Here is a 15,688-nt window from a genome sequence, read left to right as displayed (position 1 = left end):
GCTTTTGTTTTACCCTCCATTTCCCTTCTTTTTTTCGTTTTGCAACTGCTTGCTTCGGGTCTGGTGCAACCTGGTTGCGCTGATTTTCGGGCAATTGTTCAAAAATTTGGTTGCAATGCAGGAAAACCCTGTCGAATCAGGAATATTGGTCATCCAGAAATTGGAGTTACAATGCGCGCGTTTTGAGGCTGGAATGCGTTGCAGACAAGGATTTGCAATGCGCAGGAGACCGATTTAATGCCGCGTCAGTTGGCCGTCGCCCGCTCGGTGGTAACCCGGGTTGCAATGGGGCGCGACGCCGTGACGCGAAATCTGGCGGCGGTGATCGAAATGGTATCCGGCGGGGCCGGGGCCGGATCGAAAACGGGTCGCGGCCAGGACGCGACGGACGGGAAGCAAAACGGGAAGCAGAACGATAACGAGGTCTGTTTGGGGATCGAAGCAATGCGTTTGCGTGACCCGAAGGGCGCGCAAAGCCGGATGACGGCCCGCGAATGGCTGGTGTGTGCCGAAACAGGCACGCAAATTGCTCAAATGTTGGAGCAGGCCGATGGGGCGGGCGCGCGCGACGCGACGGCCCGGATGGCGCCGGCCTGCGCACTCGGCATTTTTGGCGGTTTGGATTTGAGTATTGTGCAGATTACGTCTTTCACGAGTCGGACGATCGTCCGCGACGCACCGGCGGTGTGCATGGATGTGCCCGTTATCGGGGCAGGCATTGCCGGCGACGACGAGCGGTCCGTCGCCGGACCGGCGCGGCACGCCGCGCGGCCGGGCCGGACTTCGCGTCGCCCGTGCCGGCGCGGCGCGATTCGCGCCACCTTTCTCAGGACCGTCCCGGGTCGCTCGCGTGCAGGCCACGCGACGGCCGGCGCGCGCGCGAATGCGGGCATGCGGGATGCGGCTGGCTCCAACGTTCGGATGCCTAACGACTTCAAGGAGGCCAGGATTATCGTCCTCGATGTCGTGAAGATGTAGCGACGGGACTCGTGACGGCACCGGGATCGTGCGGTGCCGTTTTTGTATCCGTCCCGGCCGCGTGCACGCTTTCACAGGCTGCGCGGCGTGGCCGGGACGTCATCACCCTTATCGGTATTTATTCGTACCCGCAGTGCAACCGGGATCGCGTATCCGCCGCTCATCGGCGCGGGGCAGTGGTTCTCCGGTCGCACGGATCAAGGAGCTTTTAATGGATATTTTCGTCCAGCAGGTCATCAACGGACTGGTGCTCGGCAGTGTCTACGCCATCATCGCGTTGGGCTACACGATGGTGTACGGCATTCTCGGCATCATCAACTTCGCGCATGGCGACGTGCTGATGATCGGCGCGATGGTGGCGTTGTCGGCCATCACCGTGTTGCAGAACCATTTCCCGGGGCTCGGCAACATCGCGACGCTGACGATCGGTCTCGTGATCGCCGCGGCGGTGTGCGCGGTGGTGGGCTTCACGATCGAACGCGTCGCCTACCGGCCGCTGCGCCGCGCGCCGCGTCTGGCCCCGCTGATCACCGCGATCGGCGTGTCGATCCTGCTGCAGACCGCCGCGATGATGATCTGGTCGCGCAACCCGCTGCCGTTCCCGCAGCTGCTGTCGACGAATCCGCTCAACGTGATCCAGCCGACCGACGCGACGCCGGGCGCGGTGATCTCGCCCACTGAAATCGTGATCATCGCGGTGGCGTTCATCGTGATGGCCGGCCTGCTGCTGCTGGTCCACAAGACCAAGCTCGGCCGCGCGATGCGCGCGATCTCGGAGAACCCGAACAATGCCAGCCTGATGGGCGTGAATCCGAACTTCGTGATCTCGGCGACCTTCATGATCGGCTCGGCGCTGGCCGCGCTGGCCGGCGTGATGATCGCGTCCGAATACGGCAACGTCCACTTCTACATGGGCTTCATCCCGGGCATGAAGGCGTTCACGGCCGCGGTGCTGGGCGGGATCGGCAACCTCGGCGGCGCGATGGTGGGCGGCGTGCTGCTCGGCCTCATCGAGCAGCTCGGGGCCGGCTACATCGGCAATCTGACGGGCGGCGTGTTCGGCTCGAACTACCAGGACGTGTTCGCGTTCGTCGTGCTGATCATCGTGCTCGTGTTCCGTCCGTCCGGCCTGCTGGGCGAACGTGTGGCCGATCGCGCATAAGGAGACCAACATGACTTCCATTCAACCGATCGAAACCTCGACGACGCTCATCGAAGAGCGCAATACCGCGAAGACGCTCGCCATCGGCGTAGTGGTCGCGCTGCTGGTGGCCGCCGCGCCGTTCCTGATCGGCGCGGCCGGTGGCAACTACTGGGTGCGCGTGCTCGACTTCGCGATGCTGTACGTGATGCTGGCGCTGGGCCTGAACGTGGTGGTCGGCTTCGCCGGCCTGCTCGACCTGGGCTACATCGCGTTCTACGCGGTGGGCGCCTACGTCGCCGCGCTGCTGACCTCGCCGCACCTGACCACGCAGTTCGCCTGGATCGCGGCGATGTTCCCGAACGGCCTGCACACGCCTTACTGGGTGGTGGTGCCGGTCGCGATGGCGCTGGCCGCGCTCGCGGGCGTGCTGCTGGGCGCGCCGACGCTGCGCCTGCGCGGCGACTACCTGGCGATCGTCACGCTCGGCTTCGGTGAAATCGTCCGGATCTTCATGAACAACCTGGACCGTCCGGTCAACATCACCAACGGGCCGCAGGGGATCACGGGCGTCGCGCCGCTGCACTTCGGCGGCTTCAACCTGTCGCAATCGCATACGCTGTTCGGTTTCACGATTACCTCGGTCTACCTGTACTACTACGTGTTCGTGATCTGCTCGCTGCTGGTGATCTGGATCTGTACGCGCCTGCAGCACTCGCGCATCGGCCGCGCCTGGGCCGCGATCCGCGAGGACGAGATCGCCGCCAAGGCGATGGGCATCAACACCCGCAACGTCAAGCTGCTCGCGTTCGCGATGGGCGCCTCGTTCGGCGGCCTGTCGGGCTCGATGTTCGGCGCGTTCCAGGGCTTCGTGTCGCCGGAATCGTTCACGTTCTGGGAATCGATCGTGGTGCTGGCCTGCGTGGTGCTGGGCGGCATGGGCCACATCCCCGGCGTGATCCTCGGCGCGGTGCTGCTGGCCGTGTTCCCGGAAGTGCTGCGCTCGACCATGGGCCCGCTGCAGCACGCGCTGTTCGGCCATGAGATCGTCGACACGGAAGTGATCCGCCAGGCGCTGTACGGCCTCGCGATGGTGCTGATCATGCTGTACCGCTCGGAAGGCCTGTGGCCGGCACCGAAGCACGAGGACAAGATCGCCAGGATCTCGAAGCGCAACGGCAAGAAGACGGCGGTTCGCGCCTAACGGACGGATACGGAGAAACAAGCAATGAGCGAGAACATTCGACTGTCCGTGAAGGGCGTGAACAAGCGCTTCGGCGGCCTGCAGGCGCTGTCGGACGTCGGGCTGCAGATCCGCGAGGGCGAGATCTACGGGCTGATCGGCCCGAACGGCGCGGGCAAGACCACCTTCTTCAACGTGATCACGGGCCTCTACACGCCCGACTCCGGCGAATTCAAGCTGGACGGCACCGACTACACGCCGACCGCCGTGCATGAAGTGGCGAAGGCGGGCATCGCGCGCACGTTCCAGAACATCCGCCTGTTCGGCGGCATGACGGCGCTCGAGAACGTGATGGTGGGCCGCCACGTGCGCACGCGTCACGGCCTGATCGGCGCGGTGTTCCAGACGCCGTCCGAGCGCCAGGAAGAGCGCGAGATCAAGGAGCGCGCGATCGAGCTGCTCGATTACGTCGGCGTGCTGCAATACGCCGACTACACCTCGCGCAACCTCTCGTATGGCCACCAGCGCCGTCTCGAGATCGCGCGCGCGCTCGCGACCGATCCGAAGCTGCTCGCGCTCGACGAGCCGGCGGCCGGCATGAACGCGACCGAGAAGGTCGAGCTCACGCGCCTGCTCGACAAGATCCGCGCGGACGGCAAGACGATCCTGCTGATCGAGCACGACGTGAAGCTGGTGATGGGATTGTGCAACCGGATGACGGTGCTCGATTACGGCAAGGTGATCGCCGAGGGTCTGCCGCAGGACGTGCAGAAGGATCCGAAGGTGATTGAGGCATATCTCGGCGCAGGGGTGCACTGATGGCAGCGGCAATGTTGAAGATTTCGGGCCTGCAGGTGAACTACGGCGGCATCCAGGCGGTGAAGGGTGTCGACATGGAAGTTCGCCAGGGCGAGCTGGTCACGCTGATCGGCGCGAACGGCGCGGGCAAGACCACCACGATGAAGGCGATCACGGGCCTCAAGCCGTTCTCGGGCGGCGACATCACCTACGAAGGCAAGTCGATCAAGGGCGTGCCGGCGCACGAGCTGCTCAAGCGCGGCCTCGCGATGGTGCCGGAAGGCCGCGGGATTTTCGCGCGCATGTCGATCCTCGAGAACATGCAGATGGGCGCCTACCTGCGCAGCGACAAGGACGGCATCAAGTCCGACATCGAGCGCATGTTCGGCTTCTTCCCGCGCCTGCGGGAGCGGGCCACGCAGTTCGCCGGCACGCTGTCGGGCGGCGAGCAGCAGATGCTCGCGATGGCGCGCGCGATCATCAGCAAGCCGAAGCTGCTGTTGCTCGACGAGCCGTCGATGGGCCTCTCGCCGATCATGGTCGAGAAGATCTTCGAAGTGGTGCGCGAGATCTCGAAGGAAGGGCTGACCGTGCTGCTCGTCGAGCAGAACGCGCGGCTCGCGCTGCAGGCCGCCGACCGCGGCTACGTGATGGATTCGGGCACGGTCACGATGGAAGGCAACGCGAAGGACATGCTCGACGATCCGAAGGTGCGCGCGGCGTATCTGGGCGAGTGATTCGTCGGGACGCCGCCTGAGCGGCCGGCCGGAAGGCCGGTCGCGCGGCTGCCGAAACGTTCGCAAGAAAACAGGCCGCCACGGTTTTGCCGTGGCGGCCTGTTTCGTTTGCTGCGGTCCGGTGTTTCGGCCGCTCAGGCCGGTATCGGCAGGCGCTTGCCGAACGACACCAGCTGCTCGACCTGATAGCCGAGCGCCGCGTAGAAGCGGCAGGCCTCGTCGTTGTCGGGGAGCACCTGCAGGTTGATCTTGCGGCAGCCGAGTGCCTCGAGCGCGGCCTCGGCGTGCGCCATCAGCGCGCGGCCGATGCCGAGCCGGCGCGTATCGCGCGCGACCGCGAACGAGTAGAGCCAGCCGCGGTGGCCGTCGTAGCCGGCCATCACGGTGCCCGTCAGCCGCTCGTTGCGCAGCGCGACGAAGAACAGCTCCGGCTGGGTGGCGAGCTTGGCCTCGATCGAGCGTCGCGGGTCGCGATGCGGCACGCTCGCGTCCGAGTAGCCCGGAAACGCGTCGGCCCACAGCGCGAGCACCGGCTCGGTGTCGGCGCGCACGAAGGCGCGGATCGTCACGTCATCGTCGAGATGCATGGCCGGCTCCCGCCTCGCTTCAGAGCGTGTCGAGGATCGAACGCAGCATCGCCATCATCTGGTCGATTTCCTCGTTCGTCACGTTCAGCGCCGGCATGAAGCGCAGCAGGTTCGGGCGCGCCGCGTTCAGCAGCAGGCCGTCGGGCTGCATGTCGCGCGCCTTCTCGACGATCTGCGGGCCGATGTCCTTGCCGAGCAGCAGCGCGCGCAGCAGCCCTTCGCCGCGCTCGCCCTCGAAGCCGCGTTCCTCCGACAGTTCGAGCAGGCGCCGCTTCAGGTACTCGCCGCGCTCGCGCACGCCTTCGAGGAAGCCCGGCGCGACGAGCTGCGAGATCACCGAATAGCCGACCGCCGTCATCAGCGGGTTGCCGTTGTAGGTGCCGCCCTGGTCGCCGGCCTCGAACACCGCGACGTCGGCCTTCGAGAGCAGCGCGGCCAGCGGCACGCCGCCGCCGATGCCCTTGCCGAGCGTCATGATGTCCGGCTCGATGTCGGCCAGCTCATACGCGAACAGCGTGCCGGCGCGGCCGCAGCCGCTTTGCACTTCGTCGACGATCAGCAGCAGGTTGTGCTGCTTGGTCAGCGCGCGCAGCTGCTGCATGAATTCGCGCGTGGCCGGGATCACGCCGCCTTCGCCCTGGATCGGTTCGAGCATGACCGCCACGGTCTTCTCGCTGATCAGCTTCTCGACCGACGCGATGTCGTTCAGGTCGGCCTTCGGGAAGCCCGGCACCTGCGGCGCGTAGATCGTGTCCCAGCCCGGCTTGCCGCTCGCCGACATGGTCGCGAGCGTGCGGCCGTGGAAGCTGTGGTCGAACGTGATGATCTCGTAGGCGCCGTTGCGGAACTTGCGGCCCCACTTGCGCGCGAGCTTGATCGCGCCTTCGTTCGCTTCCGCGCCGCTGTTGGCGAAGAACACCTTGTCGAACACGCTGTGCCCGGTGAGCAGCGCGGCTAGCTTCGCCATCGGCTCGTTGTAGAACGCCGGCGACGGGTTCAGCAGCGTCTCGGCCTGCGATTTCAGCGCCTCGATCATGCCTTCGTTGCAGTGGCCGAGCGCGTTCACCGCCCAGCCCTGGATGAAATCCAGATAACGCTTGCCGGTGTGATCGTAGAGCCACGAGCCCTTGCCGTGAGTGAACACGATGTCGGGGCGGTTCGTGATGTACATCAGCGAGTCGATCGGATATTCGTTCAGAGGCATGGCGGCGAGCTCCAGCGGGTAGCGACAGGAAAAAAGACAATAAAAAAGCCACGGGATGCCGTGGCTTGGTGGTTCGAACAGCTTGGCGTAACGAGAGGGGGTTACGCGTGCGTCCGTGACGAGCCGGCGGCATCCATGAGGTGCGGCGAGCGACGTCGGAGGGCGGACAGGAAGCGGTTCATGGCGCAAGCATACGGCATGACGCCGCACCAAGTAAACCGCCCGGTTGCGACAAACGGGTGTCGCCGCGCAAATTTCCGCGGCGCCCGGGTGCCCGGCGGGCGCAACCGGGCGGCCGCGCGGCGCGGGACCGGGCGCCGGCGTGGTCAGACAGCCGGCTCAGACGGCGTGCGCGAGATCGGCCGCGCTCGTGAACGAATCCGCGTAGAACTCGTCCTGGGGCAGCCCGTGGTGCGCCGTGAAATCGCGCTGTGCCGATTCGACCATCACCGGCGCGCCGCAGGCGTAGACCTGGAACGGCGACAGATCGGGCAGATCCTCGACGACGGCGCGATGCACGAAGCCGGTGCGGCCGGTCCAGGCGTCGTCGGCGTCGGGCTCGGAGAGCACCGGCACGAACGTGAAGTTCGGGATCTCGCGCGCCCATTGCTCGGCCAGCTCGAACAGGTAGATGTCCTTGCGGCGGCGCGCGCCCCAGTACAGGCGCATCGGCCGAGTGAAATTGCTGTGGCGCGCGTGTTCGATGATCGCCTTGATCGGGGCGAAGCCGGTGCCCGAGGCGAGCAGCACGATCGGCTTTTCCGAATCCTCGCGCAGGAAGAACGTGCCGAGCGGGCCTTCGAAGCGCAGGATCTCGCGCTCCTTCATGGTGTTGAACACGTGGTCGGTGAACTTGCCGCCCGGCATGTGGCGGATATGCAGTTCGAGCGGGCCTTCCTCGTGCGGCGCGCTCGCCATCGAATAGCTGCGGCGCGTGCCGTCCTTCAGGATGAACTCGATGTACTGGCCGGCCAGGTACTGCAGGCGCTCGTTGGCCGGCAGCTGCAGCTTCAGCACCGCGACGTCGTCGGCGCGGCGCTCGATCGCGTTGACGCGGCACGGCAGCTTCTTCACCTGCACGCCGTCCACGCCGGCGATCTCGCGCACGTCGATCTCGAGGTCGCACTGCGCGGTGGCGCAGCAGAGCAGCGCGAGGCCGCGCGTGCGTTCGTCGTTCGACAGCGCCGAGGCCGCGTGCGGACGCTGCTCGACCTGCCCCTGCACGACCTGTCCCTTGCACGAGCCGCAGGCGCCGTTCTTGCAGCCGTAGGGCAGGTGGACGTTCTGGCGCAGTGCGGCTGCCAGCACGGTTTCGTCGGCCTCGACCTGGAATTGCCGGCCGCTTTGCTTGAGGGTTACGTTGAATGCCATAAGTCGGTTGAACAAAAGTGGGGACCGTGCGAATCGGGCACGGCGGCTACAATGCTTGCGCTACGAATTCCGCTTACATCCATGATTGCGACACGAATCCTGCGCCGTCCGCGCGTGCTGATCGTCGGCTGCGGCGATGTCGGCATGCGCTGCGTCGAACAGCTGCGCCGGCGGGCGCGCCCGCCGCGCATCATCGCGCTGACGAGCCAGCCGGCCCGGCGCGCCGAACTGCTTGCGGCGGGGGCCGTGCCGATCGTCGGCGACCTCGACCGGCGTGGGACGCTGGCGCGGCTCGGGGGCCTCGCGCGGCTCGTGCTGCATCTCGCGCCGCCGCGTCCGTCGGGCGACGGCGATGCGCGCACGCGCGCGCTGATCGCGGCGCTCGGCGCGCGCCCGGCGGCGCGGCGCGGGCCGGCCCGGCAGGCCACCCAGGCGGTGGGCCGGCTGCGTGCGACGGCCAGTCACTTGCCTGACGGCCAGGCCAATCGGGCAGCGCGTATTGTACCCGAGGGGCTCCGGCGCCCGATGACGCTCGTCTATGCAAGCACGAGCGGTGTTTACGGGGATTGCGGCGGCGCCTACGTCGACGAAACGCGGCCGGTGCGGCCGGCCAACGCGCGCGCCGTGCGGCGCGTGTCGGCCGAACGGCAGCTGCGGCGCGCCGGCGCGCGCGGGGCGCTCGACGCGCGGATCGTGCGGATTCCCGGCATCTACGCGGCCAACCGGTTGCCGATCGCGCGGCTCGAACGCGGCACGCCAGCGCTCGTCGACGCCGACGACGTCTATACCAATCACATCCATGCCGACGACCTGGCCGGCATCCTGCTCGCGGCGGCACGGCGCGGCCGCGCCGGGCGCGTGGTGCATGCCAGCGACGATACCGAGATGAAGATGGGCGAGTATTTCGAGCGCGTGGCGCGCGCGAGCGGCCGGGCGAGCCCGCCGCGCATCACGCGCGATGAGGCCGAGCAGCGCCTCGAACCGGTGCAGCTGTCGTTCATGCGCGAGTCGCGGCGGCTCGTCAACACGCGGCTCAAGCGCGAACTGCGCTTCGTGCTGCGCTATCCGAGCGTCGAGGATTTCCTGCGCACCGTGTCCGCCGACAGCGAACTCGGCTCGCTCAGGTGATCGCGGGCAGCGCCTCGATCAACAGGAAGCAGAGCAGAGCGCCGATCATCGCGCCGATCAGGTTCGGGTGGTAGGTGCGCTTCAGATGCATCATGGCCAGCAGTGCGCCGATCAGGACGGCGCCGACGATGGCGAACGTGAGCATTACGGGCGACAGGGCGAACGCGGTGTGGGTCATGATCCTTCCCCTAAACCATACTGACTTTTGACCTTGTTGTGATTCGAGTATAGCGGGGACGCAGCAGAGTTCCATATTGCGCCGCAACGCCGCGTGCGCGGGTGCAACGGCGGGGATTGTGCGGATCGACGCGCGCGCGGCGCGGGGTCAGCGCGCGGTCAGCGGGCCGGCGTGGCGGCGCGCAGCGAGGCGAGATCGGCCTCGTCGAGCCAGCGCCAGGCGCCGGCCGGCAGCGTGTCGGGCGGCAGCGCAAAGCCGCCGATCCGCTCGCGATGCAGCAGCTCGCAGCGATTGCCCGCGGCGGCGATCATCCGCTTCACCTGATGGTATTTCCCTTCCTGCACCGTCATTTCGAGCTGGTGCGTGCCACGCGCCCGCGCGTCGAGCGCGGTGATCGGCTTCGGCTCGCCGTGCAGCAGCACGCCGTCGCGCAGCGCGGCCAGCTGCGCGTCGTCGAGCGGATGCTTGAGCGTGGCGAGGTAGGTCTTCGGGACCTTGCGTTTCGGCGACGTGTAGGCATGTACGAACTGGCCGTCGTCGGACAGCAGCAGCAGGCCGGTGGTGTCCTGGTCGAGCCGGCCCACACATTGCACGCCGCGCTCGGCGAACTGCTGCGGCAGCAGCGCGAACACGCTCGGATGGTGCTGCGGGTCGCGCGAGCATTCGTAGCCGGCCGGCTTGTGCAGCGCGAGGTAGGCGTGCTCGCGATAGGGCCAGCGCGTGCCGTCCACCTCGAATTCGAGGCCGTCGGCGGGGAAGGACTGGTCGGGATCGTCGCAGATCGCGCCGCCGATCGCGACGCGGCCCGCGTCGACCAGCGCGCGGCACTGGCGGCGCGAGCCGAAGCCCTGGGAGAAAAGGATGGTTTCGAGGTCCATGGCGCGCGCAATTGTAGCAAGGGCGGGAGGCATGAAAAAACCCGCGAAGCCAGATGCTGTCGCGGGTTTTCGAGTTTGGTGCCCAGGGCCGGAATCGAACCGGCACGCCTTGCGGCGGGGGATTTTGAGTCCCCTGCGTCTACCAGTTTCACCACCTGGGCAGAAGATGTTGCAGCCCCGCACGTTCGGTTGCGCGCGGGCGAAACGCGGATTATGTCGGAAAACGCCGAGCCGGGCAAGCCGCCCGTGCGGGGCGGCGGCAAGCGTCCGACCGCATCCGCGGCCGCCCCATCTATATAGGAAAGGGGCGTGCCGCCCTCACAGCTCGTAGGACTCGGCCTCGCCTTTCAGCGCCTGCTCGATCAGCTTGCGGTTCAGCGTCGGCGACAGCAGCTCGACGAGCGTATATACATAGCCGCGCAGGTACGCGCCTTGTTTCAGCGCCACGCGCGTCACGTTGCTGCCGAACAGGTGCCCGACCGGAATCGCGCGCAGGTTGCGGTCGCGCTCCGGATTGAACGCGATGTCGGCCAGGATCCCGACCCCGAGCCCCAGCTCCACGTAGGTCTTGATCACGTCCGCGTCGATCGCCTCCAGCACGATGTCGGGCGACAGCCCGCGCAGCGCGAACGCGTGGTTGATCTTCTTGCGGCCCGCGAACGCGTCGTCGTAGGTGATCAGCGGGTATTGCGCGAGATCGTCGAGCGAGGGCGGGCGCCGTTCGAGCAGCGGATGGTCGGCCGGCACCACGGCCGCGTGATGCCACTGGAAGCACGGCAGCGACACCAGCTCCTTGTAGTCGGCGATCGCTTCGGTCGCGATCGCGAGATCGGCCTGGTCGTGGATCACCATCTCGGCCACCTGTGTCGGGCTGCCCTGCAGGATCGACAGATGCACTTTCGGGAAACGCTTCTTGAACTCGGCGATCGCGGCGGGCAGGGAGTAGCGCGCCTGCGTATGCGTGGCCGCGATGGTCAGGTTGCCCTGGTCCTGTGCCGCGTAATCCTTCCCGACCCTTTTCAGGCTTTCCACCTCCTGAAGGATCCGCTCGACCGAGGCGAGAATGATCCGGCCCGGCTCGGTCAGCGAGCGCACGCGCTTGCCGTGGCGCGTGAAGATCTCCACGCCCAGCTCGTCCTCGAGTTCGATGATCGCCTTCGACACGCCCGGCTGCGAGGTAAACAGCGCCTTCGCGGCCTCGGTGAGGTTGAAATTCTGGCGGACGGCCTCGCGCACGAAGCGAAATTGGTGCAGGTTCATATATAACCCTTTCGCATATGGACAGAATTTTTTAGTCGTTTGAAATATAAGGCGAGTTTATTACGATTCACCTTGGTTTTTCAAATATGGATATCTGTTTTCGTCATTAGCAAGTGACGCGGCCGGTGCCCAGCCGGCTCAGCGCGTCGGGCGCGAACGAGGCAGAATTCAGGCTTGGCGTGGCTAGGACGCCAAGCCGTCAACACGAAACCTGGGGTCCCCGAATGTATCAGTACGACCAGCACGACCAGACGATCGTCGACGAACGCGTCGCGCAATACCGCGACCAGGTGCGTCGCCGGCTGTCGGGCGAATTGAGCGAAGAAGAATTCCGTCCGCTGCGCCTGCAGAACGGCCTGTACATGCAGCGCCACGCGTACATGCACCGGATCGCGATTCCGTACGGCAATCTGCGCAGCGACCAGCTCCGCATGCTGGCGCGCATCGCGCGCGAGCACGATCGCGGCTACGGCCATTTCTCGACGCGCTCGAACATCCAGTTCAACTGGATCCAGCTCGAGGAAACGCCGGACCTGCTCGCCAAGCTCGCGTCGGTGCAGATGCACGGCATCCAGACCTCGGGCAACTGCATCCGCAACATCACGGCCGACCAGTTCGCCGGCATCGCGCCCGACGAGGCGATCGATCCGCGCCCGTGGGCCGAAATCCTGCGCCAGTGGTCGACGTTCCATCCCGAATTCGCCTGGCTGCCGCGCAAGTTCAAGATCGCCGTGTCCGGCTCGAAGGTGGACCGCGCCGCCGTGCAGATGCACGACCTCGGCGTCTACCTGTCGCGCAACGCCGACGGCGAACTCGTCGCGAGCATCCTCGCCGGCGGCGGCCTGGGCCGCACCCCGATCGTCGGCTCGATCATTCGCGAGAACCTGCCGTGGCAGCATCTGCTGACCTACTGCGAGGCGGTGCTGCGCGTCTACAACCGTTTCGGTCGCCGCGACAATCTCTATAAAGCGCGGATCAAGATCCTCGTGAAGGCGCTTTCGCCGGAGAAATTCTCGCAGCAGGTCGAGGCGGAATGGCAGCACCTGAAGGACGGCCCCTCGACGCTGACGCAGGACGAAGTCGAGCGCGTCTCGCGCTTCTTCGCGCCGCCGGCCTACGAGAAGCTGGCCGACACCGATGCCTCCTACGAACAGCATCTGCTCGAGAACAAGGCGTTCGCGCGCTGGGTCGAGCGCAACGTCGCGCCGCACAAGGTGTCGGGTTACGCGGCGGTCACGCTGTCGCTGAAGCCGAACGGCGTGGCGCCGGGCGACGCGACCGACGCGCAGATGGAAGCGGTGGCCGACTGGGCCGATGCCTATTCGTTCGGCGAGCTGCGCGTGTCGCACGAGCAGAACCTGATCCTCGCGAACGTGAAGAAGCACGACCTGTTCGCGCTGTGGGAAAAGGCCAGGGCGGTCGGCTTCGCGACGCCGAACATCGGCCTGCTGACCGACATCATCGCGTGCCCGGGCGGCGATTTCTGCTCGCTCGCGAACGCCAAGTCGATCCCGATCGCGCAGGCGATCCAGGAGCGCTTCGACGATCTCGACTACGTCTACGACCTCGGCGAGATGTCGCTGAACATCTCGGGCTGCATGAACTCGTGCGGCCACCACCACGTCGGCAACATCGGCATTCTCGGCGTCGACAAGGACGGCTCGGAGTGGTACCAGATCTCGCTCGGCGGCGAGCAGGGCACGGGGCAGGACGGCCTGAAGCTGGGCCGCGTGATCGGCCCGTCGTTCTCGGCCGAGGAAGTGCCGGACGTGATCACGAAGCTGGTCGATACGTTCGTCGACACGCGCATCGACGGCGAGCGCTTCATCGACACCTACAACCGCATCGGCATCGCGCCGTTCAAGGAGCGGGTCTACGCGGCGCGCCAGCCGGCCCACGCGTAACCGAACGAGGAATTCAGCAGATGGCTTCGATTATCAAGAACCGCGCAGTGATCGACGACGCATGGCAGCTGGTGCGCGCGGGCGAGGACGGCGCGCTGCCCGAGGTGGGCGCGCTGCCGGCCGGCAAGGTGCTGGTGCCGCTCGCCTACTGGCAGGCCGGGCGCGATGCGCTGGTGGCCGCGAAGACGAAGGACGAACTGGGCGTGTGGCTCGCGCCGGACAGCGAGCCGGCCGACCTGGTCGCCGACTTCGACAAGCTGACGGTGATCGCGGTCGAGTTCCCGCGCTTCGGCGACGGCCGCGGCTACAGCACCGCCCACCTGCTGCGCAAGCGCTACGGCTGGACCGGCGAGCTGCGCGCGATCGGCGACGTGCTGCGCGACCAGCTGAACTACATGTCGCGTTGCGGCTTCGACGCGTTCGCGGTGCGCGCGGATCGCGATCCGCACGACGCGCTGAACGCGTTCAGCGAATTCTCGCAGCGCTACCAGGGCGCGGTGGACGACGTGGTGCCGCTGTTCCGCCGCCGCGCCGCGGCCGGCCAGGTGGGCGCATGAGCGAGGCCCTCCCCCCCGAACTGGCGGCCAAGGTCGAGCGGCTCGACGCGCTGCTCGCCGTGATCGCCGAGCGCCACCCGCGCGTGAAGTTCGCGAGCAGCCTGGCGGCCGAGGACATGCTGGTCACCCACGCGATCCTCTCGAAGCAGCGCGCGATCGGCATCTTCTCGCTGAACACGGGCCGCCTGCATGCGGAGACGCTTGGCATGATCGACCGCGTGCGCGAGCGCTACGGCTACGAGATCGAGCAGTTCCACCCGCAGGCCGACGCGATCGACCAGTACGTGGCCGAGCATGGCCTGAACGCGTTCTACGAGAGCGTCGAGCTGCGCAAGGCGTGCTGCCAGATCCGCAAGGTCGAGCCGCTCAACCGCGCGCTCGCCGAGGTCGACGCCTGGGTCACGGGCCAGCGCCGCGAGCAGTCGGTGACGCGTGCGGAGCTGCACGAGGAAGAGCAGGACGAGGCACGCGGCATCGCCAAGTACAACCCGCTAGCCGACTGGAGCGAGGCCGAGGTATGGGCCTACCTGAAGGCGTTCGACGTGCCGGTGAACCCGCTGCACGCGCGCGGCTACCCGAGCATCGGCTGCGAGCCCTGCACGCGCGCGATCCGCCCCGGCGAGGACAGCCGCGCGGGCCGCTGGTGGTGGGAATCGCGCGACACCAAGGAATGCGGCCTGCACATCACGGTCGCGCCGGTGTCGGAACTGCCGAGCCGCGCCAACGCCTGACGCGCCGCCGCGCGCCTTCGACCACGAACGACAGCAATCGCGCCGCCCGCCCCGACGGGCGGCGCCAGCAAACCAGCAAGGACTGACACCATGAGCACGACGCTCGAACAATCCGCCTTCGCCCGGCCGGCCGGCGCTTCCAGCCGGATGGGCCACCTCGACTGGCTCGAGGCCGAGTCGATCCACATCCTGCGCGAACTCGTGGCCGAGTGCAGCAAGCCCGCGCTGCTGTTCTCGGGCGGCAAGGATTCGGTCGTCGTGCTGCATCTCGCGCTGAAGGCGTTCGGCCTCGGCGCGGGCCGCCAGACCTCGCTGCCGTTCCCGCTCGTGCATATCGACACGGGCCACAACTACGACGAGGTGATCGATTTCCGCGATCGCCGCGCCAAGGAGATCGGCGCCGAGCTGGTGGTCGGCCACGTCGAGGATTCGATCGCGCGCGGCACCGTGGTGCTGCGCCGCGAAACCGATTCGCGCAACGCCGCGCAGGCCGTCACGCTGCTCGAGACGATCGAGCAATACGGCTACACGGCGATGATCGGCGGGGCGCGCCGCGACGAGGAAAAGGCGCGTGCCAAGGAGCGCATCTTCTCGTTCCGCGACGAGTTCGGCCAATGGGATCCGAAGGCCCAGCGTCCGGAACTGTGGAGCCTCTACAACGCACGCCTGCACAAGGGCGAGCACCTGCGCGTGTTCCCGATCTCGAACTGGACCGAACTCGACGTCTGGCAATACATCGCGCGCGAGAACCTCGAACTGCCGTCGATCTACTACGCGCACCAGCGCGAGATCGTGCGCCGCAACGGCCTGCTGGTGCCGGTCACGCCGCTCACGCCGATGCGCGAGGGCGAGACGAGCGAGAACGCGCTGGTGCGCTTCCGCACGGTGGGCGACATCAGCTGCACCTGCCCGGTGGAGAGCGATGCCGACGACGTCGAGAAGATCATCGCCGAGACCGCGGTGACCGAGATCACCGAGCGCGGCGCGACGCGGATGGACGACCAGACGTCGGAAGCGGCGATGGAACAGCGCAAGAAGCAGGGTTATTTCTGA

16 protein-coding genes and 1 tRNA gene are annotated in these 15,688 nt (G+C 66.9%); 10 read left to right on the top strand and 7 right to left on the bottom strand.

From position 1 onward, the window contains the following. Window positions 1-237 precede the first annotated feature (237 nt). From BpN12_RS29965 to BpN12_RS29945, 5 genes are all read left to right on the top strand, one after another. Window positions 238-978: a hypothetical protein gene (locus BpN12_RS29965; protein ID WP_246795764.1), complete on the top strand. Its 741-nt coding sequence runs from the start codon at window positions 238-240 to the stop codon at window positions 976-978. Between the two features lie 211 nt (window positions 979-1,189). Beyond that, window positions 1,190-2,140 carry a branched-chain amino acid ABC transporter permease gene (locus tag BpN12_RS29960; RefSeq protein WP_042625791.1) on the top strand — a complete coding sequence of 317 codons (951 nt, stop codon included), beginning with the start codon at window positions 1,190-1,192 and terminating at the stop codon, window positions 2,138-2,140. 10 nt (window positions 2,141-2,150) lie between these two features. After that, window positions 2,151-3,323, top strand: coding sequence for an ABC transporter permease subunit (locus tag BpN12_RS29955; protein WP_246795763.1), 1,173 nt, complete (start codon window positions 2,151-2,153; stop codon window positions 3,321-3,323). A gap of 24 nt (window positions 3,324-3,347) precedes the next feature. Beyond that, window positions 3,348-4,121 carry an ABC transporter ATP-binding protein gene (locus BpN12_RS29950; protein WP_042625789.1) on the top strand — a complete coding sequence of 258 codons (774 nt, stop codon included), beginning with the start codon at window positions 3,348-3,350 and terminating at the stop codon, window positions 4,119-4,121. After that, window positions 4,121-4,837: an ABC transporter ATP-binding protein gene (locus BpN12_RS29945; protein ID WP_246795762.1), complete on the top strand. Its 717-nt coding sequence runs from the start codon at window positions 4,121-4,123 to the stop codon at window positions 4,835-4,837. The genes BpN12_RS29950 and BpN12_RS29945 overlap by 1 nt, the downstream gene beginning before the upstream one ends. Window positions 4,838-4,971: 134 nt before the next feature. On the opposite strand, the gene BpN12_RS29940 is transcribed toward BpN12_RS29945, so the two are convergent. The 3 genes from BpN12_RS29940 to BpN12_RS29930 all read right to left on the bottom strand — a co-directional run bounded on the left by BpN12_RS29940 (window position 4,972) and on the right by BpN12_RS29930 (window position 7,999). After that, window positions 4,972-5,424 carry a GNAT family acetyltransferase gene (locus BpN12_RS29940; protein ID WP_246795761.1) on the bottom strand — a complete coding sequence of 151 codons (453 nt, stop codon included), beginning with the start codon at window positions 5,422-5,424 and terminating at the stop codon, window positions 4,972-4,974. A gap of 19 nt (window positions 5,425-5,443) precedes the next feature. Then, window positions 5,444-6,628 (bottom strand): acetylornithine transaminase, encoded by a 1,185-nt coding sequence (locus BpN12_RS29935; protein WP_246795760.1) that lies wholly within the window; start codon window positions 6,626-6,628, stop codon window positions 5,444-5,446. A gap of 339 nt (window positions 6,629-6,967) precedes the next feature. Further along, the gene (locus tag BpN12_RS29930; protein ID WP_246795759.1) at window positions 6,968-7,999 is read right to left on the bottom strand and encodes a CDP-6-deoxy-delta-3,4-glucoseen reductase; all 1,032 of its coding nucleotides are present in this window, start codon (window positions 7,997-7,999) and stop codon (window positions 6,968-6,970) included. 81 nt (window positions 8,000-8,080) lie between these two features. Here BpN12_RS29930 and BpN12_RS29925 point away from each other — a divergent pair, with 81 nt between their 5' ends. Further along, a complete protein-coding gene (locus BpN12_RS29925) occupies window positions 8,081-9,127 on the top strand; it encodes an NAD-dependent epimerase/dehydratase family protein (RefSeq protein ID WP_246795758.1) in 1,047 nt (348 codons plus the stop codon). Here the strand turns inward: BpN12_RS29925 and BpN12_RS29920 are convergent. The 4 genes from BpN12_RS29920 to BpN12_RS29905 all read right to left on the bottom strand — a co-directional run bounded on the left by BpN12_RS29920 (window position 9,120) and on the right by BpN12_RS29905 (window position 11,443). Continuing rightward, window positions 9,120-9,305 carry a hypothetical protein gene (locus tag BpN12_RS29920; protein WP_246795757.1) on the bottom strand — a complete coding sequence of 62 codons (186 nt, stop codon included), beginning with the start codon at window positions 9,303-9,305 and terminating at the stop codon, window positions 9,120-9,122. The genes BpN12_RS29925 and BpN12_RS29920 overlap by 8 nt on opposite strands. 158 nt (window positions 9,306-9,463) lie before the next feature. Beyond that, entirely contained in the window at window positions 9,464-10,183 is a 720-nt protein-coding gene (locus BpN12_RS29915; protein WP_246795756.1) for a pseudouridine synthase, read from the bottom strand. A gap of 76 nt (window positions 10,184-10,259) precedes the next feature. Then, a tRNA-Leu gene (locus tag BpN12_RS29910) sits at window positions 10,260-10,344 on the bottom strand. Window positions 10,345-10,501: 157 nt separating this feature from the next. Then, on the bottom strand, window positions 10,502-11,443 hold the full coding sequence (locus BpN12_RS29905) for a CysB family HTH-type transcriptional regulator (protein ID WP_042625781.1): 942 nt from the start codon (window positions 11,441-11,443) through the stop codon (window positions 10,502-10,504). A gap of 224 nt (window positions 11,444-11,667) precedes the next feature. Here BpN12_RS29905 and BpN12_RS29900 point away from each other — a divergent pair, with 224 nt between their 5' ends. The 4 genes from BpN12_RS29900 (at window position 11,668) to cysD (ending at window position 15,688) form a co-directional block, all read left to right on the top strand. Continuing rightward, the gene (locus BpN12_RS29900) at window positions 11,668-13,347 is read left to right on the top strand and encodes a nitrite/sulfite reductase (RefSeq protein ID WP_246795755.1); all 1,680 of its coding nucleotides are present in this window, start codon (window positions 11,668-11,670) and stop codon (window positions 13,345-13,347) included. A gap of 20 nt (window positions 13,348-13,367) precedes the next feature. Then, a complete protein-coding gene (locus BpN12_RS29895) occupies window positions 13,368-13,904 on the top strand; it encodes a DUF934 domain-containing protein (protein ID WP_246795754.1) in 537 nt (178 codons plus the stop codon). Next, window positions 13,901-14,635: a phosphoadenylyl-sulfate reductase gene (locus tag BpN12_RS29890; protein ID WP_246795753.1), complete on the top strand. Its 735-nt coding sequence runs from the start codon at window positions 13,901-13,903 to the stop codon at window positions 14,633-14,635. The genes BpN12_RS29895 and BpN12_RS29890 overlap by 4 nt, the downstream gene beginning before the upstream one ends. A gap of 90 nt (window positions 14,636-14,725) precedes the next feature. Continuing rightward, window positions 14,726-15,688: a sulfate adenylyltransferase subunit CysD gene (cysD, locus tag BpN12_RS29885; protein ID WP_246795752.1), complete on the top strand. Its 963-nt coding sequence runs from the start codon at window positions 14,726-14,728 to the stop codon at window positions 15,686-15,688.

The sequence above is a fragment of the Burkholderia perseverans genome, from assembly GCF_022870505.1.
Classification (GTDB): Bacteria; Pseudomonadota; Gammaproteobacteria; order Burkholderiales; family Burkholderiaceae; genus Burkholderia; species Burkholderia plantarii.
The sequence above is the reverse complement of the archived record's forward strand: the minus strand, read 5'-3'. Positions and strand labels throughout refer to the sequence as shown.